At 46.0% G+C, this 12,013-nt stretch carries 13 protein-coding genes; 10 read left to right on the top strand and 3 right to left on the bottom strand.

Going from position 1 to position 12,013, the window contains the following annotated elements:
- The first annotated feature begins 1 nt into the window (after position 1).
- From ACQ4M5_RS06390 to ACQ4M5_RS06345, 10 genes are all read left to right on the top strand, one after another.
- Positions 2 to 1,078 carry an MSMEG_0568 family radical SAM protein gene (locus ACQ4M5_RS06390; RefSeq protein ID WP_430674781.1) on the top strand — a complete coding sequence of 359 codons (1,077 nt, stop codon included), beginning with the start codon at positions 2 to 4 and terminating at the stop codon, positions 1,076 to 1,078.
- A 3-nt stretch (positions 1,079 to 1,081) separates the two neighbouring features.
- Positions 1,082 to 1,567: an MSMEG_0567/Sll0786 family nitrogen starvation N-acetyltransferase gene (locus ACQ4M5_RS06385; protein ID WP_430674780.1), complete on the top strand. Its 486-nt coding sequence runs from the start codon at positions 1,082 to 1,084 to the stop codon at positions 1,565 to 1,567.
- A complete protein-coding gene (locus tag ACQ4M5_RS06380) occupies positions 1,567 to 2,526 on the top strand; it encodes a sll0787 family AIR synthase-like protein (RefSeq protein WP_430674779.1) in 960 nt (319 codons plus the stop codon). Before ACQ4M5_RS06385 ends, ACQ4M5_RS06380 begins: the two co-directional genes overlap by 1 nt.
- The gene (locus tag ACQ4M5_RS06375; RefSeq protein WP_430674778.1) at positions 2,523 to 3,620 is read left to right on the top strand and encodes an MSMEG_0565 family glycosyltransferase; all 1,098 of its coding nucleotides are present in this window, start codon (positions 2,523 to 2,525) and stop codon (positions 3,618 to 3,620) included. Before ACQ4M5_RS06380 ends, ACQ4M5_RS06375 begins: the two co-directional genes overlap by 4 nt.
- The gene (locus tag ACQ4M5_RS06370; protein ID WP_430674777.1) at positions 3,613 to 3,900 is read left to right on the top strand and encodes an MSMEG_0570 family nitrogen starvation response protein; all 288 of its coding nucleotides are present in this window, start codon (positions 3,613 to 3,615) and stop codon (positions 3,898 to 3,900) included. Before ACQ4M5_RS06375 ends, ACQ4M5_RS06370 begins: the two co-directional genes overlap by 8 nt.
- Positions 3,901 to 3,942: 42 nt before the next feature.
- Entirely contained in the window at positions 3,943 to 4,527 is a 585-nt protein-coding gene (locus ACQ4M5_RS06365) for a Uma2 family endonuclease (RefSeq protein WP_430674776.1), read from the top strand.
- 57 nt (positions 4,528 to 4,584) lie between these two features.
- Positions 4,585 to 5,595 (top strand): tryptophan--tRNA ligase, encoded by a 1,011-nt coding sequence (gene trpS / locus ACQ4M5_RS06360; protein WP_430674775.1) that lies wholly within the window; start codon positions 4,585 to 4,587, stop codon positions 5,593 to 5,595.
- A 141-nt stretch (positions 5,596 to 5,736) separates the two neighbouring features.
- A complete protein-coding gene (locus tag ACQ4M5_RS06355) occupies positions 5,737 to 6,693 on the top strand; it encodes a methylenetetrahydrofolate reductase (RefSeq protein ID WP_430674774.1) in 957 nt (318 codons plus the stop codon).
- A gap of 56 nt (positions 6,694 to 6,749) precedes the next feature.
- On the top strand, positions 6,750 to 8,045 hold the full coding sequence (locus tag ACQ4M5_RS06350) for an ATP-binding protein (RefSeq protein ID WP_430674773.1): 1,296 nt from the start codon (positions 6,750 to 6,752) through the stop codon (positions 8,043 to 8,045).
- Positions 8,046 to 8,071: 26 nt separating this feature from the next.
- Positions 8,072 to 10,027 carry a tetratricopeptide repeat protein gene (locus ACQ4M5_RS06345; RefSeq protein ID WP_430674772.1) on the top strand — a complete coding sequence of 652 codons (1,956 nt, stop codon included), beginning with the start codon at positions 8,072 to 8,074 and terminating at the stop codon, positions 10,025 to 10,027.
- A gap of 82 nt (positions 10,028 to 10,109) precedes the next feature.
- Here the strand turns inward: ACQ4M5_RS06345 and ACQ4M5_RS06340 are convergent, their stop codons facing one another.
- Genes ACQ4M5_RS06340 through ACQ4M5_RS06330 form a run of 3 tightly spaced genes read right to left on the bottom strand, consistent with a single transcriptional unit; the run spans position 10,110 to position 11,905 of the window.
- The gene (locus ACQ4M5_RS06340) at positions 10,110 to 10,646 is read right to left on the bottom strand and encodes an HNH endonuclease (RefSeq protein WP_430674771.1); all 537 of its coding nucleotides are present in this window, start codon (positions 10,644 to 10,646) and stop codon (positions 10,110 to 10,112) included.
- Positions 10,643 to 10,948, bottom strand: coding sequence for a hypothetical protein (locus tag ACQ4M5_RS06335; RefSeq protein WP_430674770.1), 306 nt, complete (start codon positions 10,946 to 10,948; stop codon positions 10,643 to 10,645). Before ACQ4M5_RS06335 ends, ACQ4M5_RS06340 begins: the two co-directional genes overlap by 4 nt.
- 54 nt (positions 10,949 to 11,002) lie before the next feature.
- Positions 11,003 to 11,905 carry a helix-turn-helix domain-containing protein gene (locus ACQ4M5_RS06330; protein ID WP_430674769.1) on the bottom strand — a complete coding sequence of 301 codons (903 nt, stop codon included), beginning with the start codon at positions 11,903 to 11,905 and terminating at the stop codon, positions 11,003 to 11,005.
- Positions 11,906 to 12,013: the final 108 nt, after the last annotated feature.

Below are 12,013 nucleotides of genomic sequence, written 5' to 3'. Positions count from 1 at the left end.
TATGAACAAACAACAGCTCATCACGGATCTGCAATCTCAAGGATTAAAGCTAGTTGATCCAAGCATTGGTGCGACTGGACGCAAAGGAGGCGCAGGACCGTCAGACCATAAGGCAATCACGATCGAGGGCACAACGATTATGGTTCCTGTCTTTAACACTCCAGCAGCCACTTCACCCTATGGCATTGATCAAACTGCTCAAGTTCTAGAACTCCGTGGAGAGCCACTTACTCCGATTAGCTTTCCTCAGCAACCGAAGTTCTACAATTTGACCACGACAGAAGGTGTTCCTTACTGGAAAATTGCTCTCCTGCACAGTCGCGATGTGTTAGCAACGACTGTTCTACAAACCTGTATGCGCTACAGTGATGCGGAAACAGCTTGTCAATTTTGTGCGATCGGACAATCCCTTTCTGCGGGTAAGACGATCGCCAGAAAGACACCTGCTCAACTCGCGGAAGTGGCTGAGGCTGCGGTGCGATTAGATGGTGTTAAACACATGGTCATGACCACAGGAACACCAAACACCAGCGATCGAGGTGCAGCATATCTGACCGAATGTGCAGCGGCGATCAAGGCGAGAGTAGACTTACCGATTCAAGCGCAATGTGAGCCACCGGATGATTTTATCTGGTTCGATCGCATGAAAGTCGCGGGTGTTGATAGTTTGGGAATGCACTTAGAAGCGGCAGATCCAGAAGTGCGATCGCGAATTATGCCAGGAAAAGCTTCTGTGCCGTTGGACTATTACTATCAGGCATTTGAAGCGGCTGTGAAAGTGTTTGGTTGGGGTCAGGTGAGTACTTATTTACTTGCAGGGCTAGGGGACAGTTTAGAAACGCTAGTAGAAATGTGCGATCGCTTAATCAATTTAGGGGTGTATCCGTTTGTTGTGCCGTTTGTGCCAATTACTGGAACACCGCTTGAAGGCTATCCAGCACCAACCAGTGAGTTTATGTTTGCGCTGTATGAACAAGTTGGAACCATGATTAAGCGATCGAATTTATCTTCGACTGAGATCAAAGCGGGGTGTGCAAAATGTGGAGCTTGTTCAGCACTGTCAAATTTTGAATCGTAATCTATGTCTTATCAGTTCAAGCTTGCAAAGTCTCAGTCTGAAATCGAGGCGTATTTTGAATTACGTCGATCGATCTTCACGGAGGAACAACAACTCTTTGAAAATGATGTAGATGAGATCGATAACATTGCCTATCCGATCATTGCACTGCACGAATCCAAAGTAGTGGGTGTAGTCAGAATCTATGAACTCCAGCCACGAATCTGGTACGGTGGACGTTTGGGAACTCATGCAGACTATCGTAAGGGTTGGCAGATTGGTAAAGGACTAATCTACAAAGCGGTCACAACAGCAAATACTTGGGGATGCGATCGCTTTCTTGCAACCGTTCAACTTCAAAACGTGCGATTCTTTCAGCGGCTTCACTGGGAATCTCAGGAAGAACTAATTATCTGCGATCGACCTCATCATCGAATGGAAGCGGATTTGAACTTTTATCCACCTGGAACTGAGCCGCGTCCTATGTTGCAATTGAAAGAGGCATCGTAATGTTATCGGAATTGGCTGAACAACTTCAGCGATCGCTCAGTTTACTCCAGAAACAAGACATTCAAACAGCGGCTCACGCTTTGAATTTGAGTAACACTGGAGTGCGATTGGGTGATGATTGTGCAGCAATTCCCGATCGAGATGGTTATCTACTGTTTGCTGCCGAAGGAATGTTACCGAAGTTTGTCGAAGAGGAGCCTTGGTTTGCAGGATGGTCTGCAATCATGGTGAATGTCAGTGATGTCTATGCGATGGGTGGAACACCGATCGCGGTTGTCGATACGCTCTGGAGCAAGTCTAATCAAGCAGTCGATTCACAAGTTAATTTACTATGGGAGGGAATGAAAGCTGCATCCGCCGCATACAATGTTCCGATCGTGGGCGGTCATACAAATTGTCATAGTTCTTATACGGCGCTTTCGGTGGCGATTCTAGGTCGATCGAAGCACTTAATTACTAGCTTTGATGCTCAACCTGGAGATTTGTTGTTAATTGCAACTGATTTTCGGGGAGAACCACATCCAAAGTATCCATTCTGGAATGCTGCGACGAAAGCTAATCCGATTCAGCTACGATCGAACTTATCGATCTTGCCAACTTTAGCAGCATCAGGATTGTGCAATGCAGGGAAAGATATTAGCAATGGCGGCATTATTGGAACCTTGTTGATGTTGCTAGAAGCCTCGAATTGTGGCGCGGTTTTGGATCTTGATCGCGTTCCTTGTCCGGATAGTTTAACGCTCGATCGATGGCTTGTTAGCTTCCCAAGTTACGGTTTTTTGCTGAGTGTATATCCTGATAATGCAGAGATGGTTCAGGCACATTTTCGGCAGCAAGATCTCGTTTGTGAGGTCGTTGGAACAATCGAAGCAGGATCGAAATTGGAATTGCGATCGAATGGAACCTCGATCGATTTTTGGGATTTGTCTGAGCAGAAACTTACAGGCTTTTCAAAATGAAAATTGCGCTGTTAACCTACTCTACAAAACCACGAGGTAGCGTAATTCATACTTTAGAACTCGCAGAAGCCATTCATCATCTAGGGCATTCAGTCACCGTATTTGCACTCGACAAAGATGGAAAAGGCTTCGATTATCCGTTGTCTTGTCAAGTCGAGTTAGTTCCTGCAAAACCTGCCTCTAATGAGATGGATCAATTGATCCATCAACGCATACAAGAACTTGTTAACTATCTAGAGCTTTACGATTTTTTTGACTGTTACCACGCACAAGACTGTATTGCCGCCAATGCCTTACTAGCATTATTAAAGCAAGGAAAAATTCCACACTTCGTCCGAACCGTTCACCACATCGAAGACTACAGCAGCATCTATCTACAACACTGCCAAGATCGATCGATTCGTGAAGCTTCTCTCTGTCTCTGTGTGAGCAACCAAGTCCAATCCGAGCTACAACAACACTACCAAATCACTGCGCCACGAGTGATCAACGGCGTAAATTTGAACCGATTTTCATCCAATGGCTCATCTTTGAACTTCGAGGGTTCGCCACTTTACCTCACGATTGGCGGCATCGAACCGCGTAAAAATTCAATTCGATTATTGCAAGCGTTCCACCAAGTTCGCGATCGATTTCCGAATGCACGATTGATTATTGCAGGTGGCGCAACATTGTTCGATTATCAATCGTATCGAGAAGAGTTTTTTACGATCGCTAAAACCTTAAACTTAGAAAATGCACTGATTTTGCCTGGAATTCTTCCTGATGCAGAACTTCCCGCCCTGTATCGAAGTGCAGATGCGTTTGTCTTTCCATCGATCAAAGAAGGATGGGGCTTAGTGATTCTCGAAGCGATCGCAAGCGGATTGCCTGTGATTACTTCTAATCAAGCGCCATTTACTGAGTTTTTGAACAATCAACAAGCGCTCTTTGTTGATCCTTACTCAGTCGATGGAATTGCCCAAGCCATGTGTTCCGTGTTTCAGTTTGCCGATTCGCTCCATCAGCAAAGTCAATCAATTCTTTCCCGATACAGTTGGGAAACTTCTGCTAAACAACATATCCACCATTATCAAACCTTGCTCTATGCCTGAAATTCGTTTCCAAATCCGCTGGTCTGATGGCGCACAAGACTCGTGCTATTCGCCTTCCCTAATTGTAAAAGAGTACTTCAGCCCGAATACTGACTACGAGTTAGACGACTTTGTAGAGCGATCGAGAACGGCTTTGAAAATTGCCAGCGATCGAGTTGAAGCCAAATACGGTAGACCTTGTGGACTCGCTCTCGGTCAACTGCACGAAATCGAGGAAAAATCAAAACAATACACCCATCTTCCAAATCCAAAAGTGCGTGTAATCGGCTTCATTGAGTAAAAGTGCGCGAAAATTGAAAGATAAAAGCTGCGGAAAATTGTCATGAGTCAAACTCTGCCTGAGCGAATCCGCTGGACGACAGCCGACCTCGAACTTCTTTCTAACGACGAATGGAAGCGCTATGAAATCATAGATGGAGAATTATTTGTGACGAGAGCGCCACATATTAGACATCAATCTGTGATTCGGAACATCTGTAACGAATTGCAAGATTGGTCAGATGAAACTGGATTAGGCGAAGCGTTCCCGACTCCTGGCGTGATTTTTAGTGAAGCGGATAGTGTGATTCCAGATCTCGTTTGGGTGAGTGTCGATCGCTTAAATCAAATCATCGACGAAGCTGGACATTTCACTGCTTCACCAGAATTAATCATCGAAGTCTTGTCACCGGGTACGACGAACGAAAGACGCGATCGAGAAGCAAAACTCAAACTCTATTCCTCTCAAGGCGTTGAAGAATATTGGATTGTCAGCCGCGAACTTCAGCAAGTCGAAGTCTATCGCCGCGAAAATGTGACCCTTAAACGAGTAGCAACTTACAAAGCTCAAGACGAAATCACCTCGCCGCTCCTTCCTGGATTTCGTGCTCTTGTGCAGAACTTCTTTAAGCAAATCGGGCGGAGATAGTCGCCTCCTCATCTATGATGGGCAAAAGAGAAAATCACAGGCGATTCACAAAACGGTATGACTAAGCAGCGAGTTCTTTCTGGCGTTCAAACCACCGGAAATCTTCATCTCGGCAACTATTTGGGAGCCATTCGCAACTGGGTCGATGGACAGAGCCAGTACGAAAACTATTTCTTTTTGGCTGACCTCCACGCGATTACTGTTCCGCACGATCGCACAACCTTAGCCGAAAATACGTATGAAGTCGCTGCGCTCTATCTCGCTTGTGGACTGGATTTGGAACATACGACGATTTTTGTACAATCTCACGTTCCAGCACACACAGAATTTACCTGGTTGCTGAATTGCATCACGCCGCTGAACTGGCTCGAAGACATGATTCAGTTCAAGGAAAAACGGGTCAAACAAGGTCAGGATGTTGGAACTGGATTGCTCACTTATCCGGTACTGATGGCAGCAGATATTTTGCTGTATGAACCTGATAAAGTTCCCGTGGGCGAAGATCAGCGGCAACATTTAGAACTGACTCGCGATATTGTCGATCGCTTTAATTTCAAATTCACGACTCCCGATGCTCCAGTTCTCAAACGTCCTGATGCGCTGATTCCCCCAGATGGCGCACGAGTCATGAGTTTGACGGACGGCACGAAGAAAATGTCGAAATCTGATCCCTCTGAACTGAGCCGGATCAATCTGCTCGATCCGCCTGATGTGATTCAGAACAAAATCAAGCGTTGTAAGACTGATCCAATTCGGGGCTTAACATTTGGCGATCCCGAACGTCCAGAATGTACCAATCTACTGACGCTTTATATGATTTTGTCAGGTAAAACAAAAGATGAAGTCGCTGCCGAATGTCAGGATATGGGCTGGGGACAGTTCAAACCGCTATTTACAGAAACGACGATCGCGGCTCTCAAACCGATCCAGGAAAAATATCACGCGATTCGAGCCGACCAGGGTTATCTAGAATCGGTTCTACGATCGGGACGAGAAAAAGCTTCCGAAGTCGCGAATCGAACCCTAACCAAAGCGAAGAAAGCAATGGGTTATACCTTGCCCACCTAGAAGCGACCCGTAGAAATACGAATTCCTTCTTACAGAGCGCGAAATTACTGCTTTCTCTGTAAAGGTTTCGGTAAGTGACTTCAACTTTCTTCGCATTTCCCGATACCCTAAACCAAGAAGTCCTTAAATGTGCGATCGCTCATGACCTATCCGCAATTCTCGAATCCCCTCGGTCACGCTCCTTTATCCGCCCTCCGGACTGCCGCCAGACGAGGCGAATTTCTCGTCACCGCAGAAGTCGCGCCCCCGAAAGGGACTGATCCGACTCACATGCTGCAAATGGCGCACCTGCTAAGAGGACGGGTTCACGGCGTGAATATTACCGATGGCAGTCGGGCAGTCATGCGGATGTCTTCACTGGTTTCGGCGGCGCTACTATTGCAGCAAGGGATTGAGCCGATTTATCAAGTCGCCTGTCGCGATCGAAATGCGATCGGGCTTCAAGCAGATCTCCTCGGTGCTCATGCGTTAGGAATTCGGAACGTTCTCGCGCTCACAGGCGATCCGGTTAAGGCTGGCGATCATCCTGAAGCAAAGGCAGTGTTTGAACTTGAATCGGTTCGTCTGTTGCAGATGATTGCAAAGCTGAACGGCGGAAATGATTGGAATGATAAAACGCTCACCGATGGCGAAACTGATCTATTTGTCGGAGCCGCAGTCGATCCGCAGTGTGGCAGTTGGTCAGGATTACAGAAGCGATTTGAGCGAAAAGTGGCAGCGGGAGCGCAATTCTTTCAGAGTCAGTTGATTACGGATTTTGAGCGCTTAGACAAGTTCATGACGCAGGTTGCAAACGATCATGGCAAGCCTATCCTGGCAGGAATTTTCCTGCTCAAATCCGCGAAGAATGCCCGGTTTATCAATCGAGCGGTTCCGGGTGTGAACATTCCGGAGCATATTATCGATCGATTAGAAAAAGCGGCTGATCCCCTTCAAGAAGGAGTCCAAATCGCGGCTGAACAAGTGAAATTGGCGAAAGAACTTTGTCAAGGCGTGCACATGATGGCGGTCAAGCGCGAAGATTTGATTCCTGAAATCTTGGATTTGGCAGGAATTCCAACCATCGATCGAACTCTTGTAGAAGTTGGAAAAGCCTGAACGATTTGGAAAAATCTGGCTACGATCGAATTTGTACGATCGTGATTTAAGTTGCCATGACCGAATCCCCGTTCTTGAGAAATCCCTATGTCCCTGGAAAACCCGTCTCGCCGCTGCTCTTTGTCGGGCGAACGAACGAGATCGAAACCGCATTCGATCAGATTTTCAGTCGGGGACATTTAGCGATTTGGGGCGGCTCTGGCATCGGGAAAACGTCGTTTCTACAAATGATCGCGGCTCCACAAACCTGGAAATTTCGCGGACACGATCCAGCCAAAGCTGTGATTGTACTGTTGAGTTGTCTTGGAGTAACCCCGTTTACCGCTGCGAATTTTTGGAACGAGGTTTTTCTCGTGCTCAAAGATGCGCTGACCGATGAACCGGAAATTCAGCGAGAAGTTGAGAAATATCTGGAGCGGTTGACTGCAAGCAAAGATAATCTTCGATCGATTCTCCGACTCTTAGGCAAAAAAGAAAAATTCCTGCTCCTACTCGTCGATGATTACGATGTTGCACTCCAGGCAAACGCGGACTATACCGAAGAAGATGCCGCCAATTTTCTCAGCGAGTGTCGAAATCTCGCTTCTCACTCCCAAGAAAGCCAACACTTTGCCAGCATCGTTACGTCTCTTCGCCGTTTGAATGAAGCTGGAATCAAACTTAAACCTGGCGAATCTCCCTGGTACAATCATTACCTTTTTCAGCCACTCAAACCGTTTAGTGAGACGGATGCTGCTGCGCTTCTAGGGGGATTGCCACTTACGCCATCCCTCCGAGAAGGCATTCGAGATATTGCGGGCGGCAGTCCTGCTTTACTGCAAGTGGCGGGCTATCTTTTATTTCGCGAATTTCGTGCCAATCGACTCCCTGATCCCGATGCCTTTGCTGAGGAATTTCGACGGGCAACCGAGCATTATTTCGAGGATAACTGGACGTTTTCCAACGACATCGAACAAACCCTGATGATGCTTTTGGCACTGACGCATCTCAAAGGACGGTTACTGAAGAAACGTTATGACCTTGGGGATACGGATGTTATTTTCAGCCAAAAAGAGCGAGAATTAAGGGATCTCGAAGAACGTGGGGTTGTCGTCTGCCAATTACGCGAGGGTAAAAAGCACTATCGCTTTGCGTCCTCATTGATGGAGTGGTGGGTCATTAAGGAAATTGAAAACAGTGATGAAGAAAGCCTTCAATCAAGGCAACGCACCTTCTTGAATTTGATGAGCCGTCGGCAAGCGGAAACGGTGACAGACGCAATTCGCTGGCTATGGCAACACAAAGAAGAAGTGCCGACGATTTTGGTTTGGTTGGGTAAACTAACTTCTGCACTGTCTACTGGATTCGTTTAGTTTGAGCGGTTTCAGCACTTAGCTTTATGAGTTACTCGATCGAGCAACGAAGAAATCCGTATATTATTGGTCGTCCGATTACGGAACCCGATCGCTTTTTCGGACGCGATCGCTTGTTTGAGTTCATTACGGACAGTCTGCTTCAAGGATCACAGGTAATTCTGCTCCACGGACAACGGCGGATTGGAAAATCCTCAGTCTTGGCGCAAATTCCCCGATCGATTGACCTGAAAAATTTCGCTTTTGTGCCCTTGTCGCTGGAAGGAGATAGTCGGAAATCTCTCGGTGAAGTGCTGTATGAATTAGCACGAGATACGTTGCAACAATATGACTGTCTCAAGGCTCGAATTAAATTGCCGTCGATTAAGGATTTTCAGCACGATCCTCGATTGTTCTTGCGAAAGTTCATTCCTGATTTGCGAAGAGAATTAGCAGTCGAAAATATTGTGTTGCTGCTCGACGAATTTGATTCACTGCACAATCAAGAAGTTGATGACGCTGCGGAACATTTGTTTAAGTACTTACAAGCAGGAGTTTATGAATCTCCGAATTTATATTTAATTCCAGTTGTGGGCAGGCAGTTAGATGATTTGCCTGTGATGTTGAGCTTGTTCCGGGAATCACCGCATCAGGAAGTCGGATTGCTCGATCGACGAAGTGCAGAACAGTTAATTACCATTCCTGCAAAAGGATTGTTAGAGTACGACTTAGATGCGATCGATGCGATTCTCGAACTCTCAGCAGGACATCCTTATTTCACACAGGTGATTTGTTTTGCATTGTTCACGCATGCTCGGAATGAAGACCGCTGGAGAATTACGCGATCGGATGTCAGAGCCAATACAGAACGTGCGATCGAGCTTGGTGAAGGGGGTTTAGGCTGGTTCTGGGAAGGAATCCCACTTCCGGAGCGAGTTGTTTTCTCGGCTGCGGCTGAAGTTCCTCGTGCTCGTCAGGTCGAATATCCAGAACTTTCAAGCTTAGATTTTAGCGAAGTTGAACCTTTAGAACTATTGCGGGAATGTGGTGTTGAACTTACAGAATCCATTCGCAAAGGTCTAAATAATTTGGTCGATTGGCGATTTCTCAGAACCACCGGAAACCGTTCTGGAATTCGTCCGAGAGAGCGGCGTGAGTCAATTCCGCCCAGTGTTTCAACCTATCGAGTGTCGATCGAGCTTGTCCGTCGCTGGCTCGTTCAACGGCATCCGATCCGCCGCGAACTAAGGGAACTCGAAGATCTTGATCTCAAAGCACAGACTTTATACGAAACAGTCAGAGTTGCTAGACTTCGAGGGACAACGCCTAAGTTGATCAGCTTACTCAATGAAGCACTCAGACTCAATCCAAACCACTTTGAAGCCTTGTTTGAACTTGCAGATAGCTTAGCTGAAATGCGACAGTTTCCCCAAGCTCTGAAGTACTATAAACGAGCTTACCTAGTCGATGCAGTTCGAGTGAGAGATAACTATGTCGAAGCTCTGTATAACCATGCAGAAGAGCTACATAGCTTAGGTGAACACGATGATGCGATCGCACAATTAGAAGAAGCCTATGCGATGGAGCCTGACAACACTCACGTGAAGCGATTGCTGGATCAGATTCAGCGTGAGAAGCGATATGCAGATCAGCTAAAAGTGATTCCAATTACGAGTGTGAGTCAGGATGCGGGGTACATTTCCTCGATCGCGGAAGTTTCTACTAAGCAAGTGGACCTCAGTTCATTGCAGCAAGACTTTAACGAATTACGCGCTCAAGTGGTTGCAGAAGCTCCAAAAGAGGTAAAAAATCGCGCTTTAGAATATCTGAATGAATTACAAGAAGAGCTGTTTACTGAGAAAAAAGTGAATGGTTTAACGTTACTGTATGTTTATCGATGGTTTCGCAACCATCTACCGAAACCGTTGGTACAAGCTGTCACCGAGTTCGTCGATGAGGTGAGTGCAACGATTTCTCATCAAGATGAAGAAAAGCCTTTGTGAGAGATCTATTGCTTAGAGAACGAAGAAGTAGAGGGGACTTCATTAATAGAATAGAGGCTCATAACTCGTATCCTTAGATGACTTATCTTTGATCTTGCTTCCTGAGTAGAGCTTGTAATAGATTTCTTTGTTCTCTCAAAAGCTCTTGCTGCTCCGCCACCAAATCAGCCAATTGATCATTTGACTGTGTTAGAAGAATCACCAAGTTTCGATAGCGTTCTAGCAATCGAGTTTCCTCAATTTTGCGATGGCGCATCGATCGATGCGCCACCAAAGGCGGACGGTTGAGTCGAAGGCGTTTGCAAGTAAATTCGCCTGTCTCCGTTAATGTAAAAAGTTGTCCGTCCTCTAGTTCAATAAAATGTGCCGAAAAAGTCTCTTCACGCGGATTCCATAGTCGAGGTGACGATTCATCTGTAGCCCAATAATCCTGCTTGTACTGATTACACGATACACACGCATAAACCAGATTGTTGAGTGTATCAGCACCTTCTCTAGATTGCGGTTGAAAATGATCGATCGTCAGTTTTGCTCCAATATCTGTTTCTGAAACGCCACAAAACTCACAAGCGCAATTCGCTCGCTGTCGAACTTGTTCTCGAAGTTCTGCTGAAATCATGCAGAGCGGGGAATTGATAGCTGCTGCCGCAATTCCACTACTTCTTGTTTCAGTGCAGTATTCTCGGCTGAAACTTGCTGAATTCGATCGATAACCGCTTCCAACTGTCTTAATGAATCATCAATCTGAGTTTGCAGCTCTGACAAATTCCGACTGGGGACAAATGAAGACAAAATTAACTTACTCTCGATCTGGTCTTGATAGTCATACCAAGCGTTTAGCTGCTGTTCTTCTAGCACACTCAGAATTTCACCGCGAGTAGAGCGATCGTGTAATTGTCTTCCGAGTTCATCTGAGATCATACAAAATGCCTTCGATGTCTGAATTCCATCATACTGTGTCTTTGATTGAGGCGATCAATGTTTTCGATAGCCGCTTGGAGTCATGCCGATCGCATCTCGAAAAGCTTTCCCTAAATGACTCTGGCTATTGAATCCACAGTGTAAGGCGATTTCTGCGATCGACATCTTCGTTCCTTTTAACAACTGTTTTGCCCGCTCTACTCTTTGTTGCAGTACGTATTGATGTGGTGTCATTCCCATCGATTGCTTGAACATTCGGCTAAAGTGAAACTGACTCATTCCAGCAACAGTCGCTAAGTTAGCAAGTTTGATCTCTTGATCTAGATGAGCCTGGACATAGTCTGAAATTTGTAGAATTTTGCGATCGCTCAATCCCCCTTGATACACTGAAATTCGCGGCTGAATGCTCGAATACTCCCGAAGTAGATTCACAGCTAAGACATTCGCCAGCGATTCAACATACAATTGAGAGCCGCCACCTTGATGCAGTTCTGCTCGAAGTAACATTAATGTTTGCTCTAATTGTCGATCGCGAACTTGAAACTCGGTCACAAGCTCGATTTGATCAGAATCAAGTTCGATCTCTTGGGCAAGTGATTTGAGGAATTCTGCTGGAATTTGAACTGCAAGATAATGATCTTCGCCTTCCGCACAGTAGCTACCCGGAATATCAGTCGGAGCAATTGAAATATCGCCTTTTGAATAAAGTCCAACATAACGACGATCGCCAATTACTTGATGAAGGCGATACGGACGGGAAGACAAGCACAGCGCGATCAAATGACCTGCATCAGTTTTTGGAATTTCCATGCTTCCAGGTGGTTGCTGAAATTCTTCAACGATCAAGGGCTTCCAGCCGAGCGATTCACTCGACACGATTGGAATCAGCAAATTAGAGTTGAGGGCGCAGTTTGCCATATTTTTCAAAATGACAGCAAGAATTTGACGATCGCGCAAGATTCAGATAGTCCAAATCTTTTCTTTTCCTTAAGTTGTAATTGTAGTGGATTCATTTCACATTATGGAAAAACGAATTTCGATCGCAAGTTGGCTGTTTGTGATTGG

The organism is Leptolyngbya sp. AN10, assembly GCF_050565645.1.
In the GTDB taxonomy this organism is placed as follows: domain Bacteria; phylum Cyanobacteriota; class Cyanobacteriia; order Leptolyngbyales; family Leptolyngbyaceae; genus Leptolyngbya.
Note: the sequence above shows the minus strand (reverse complement) of the source record. Positions and strands in the feature narration are given on the sequence as shown.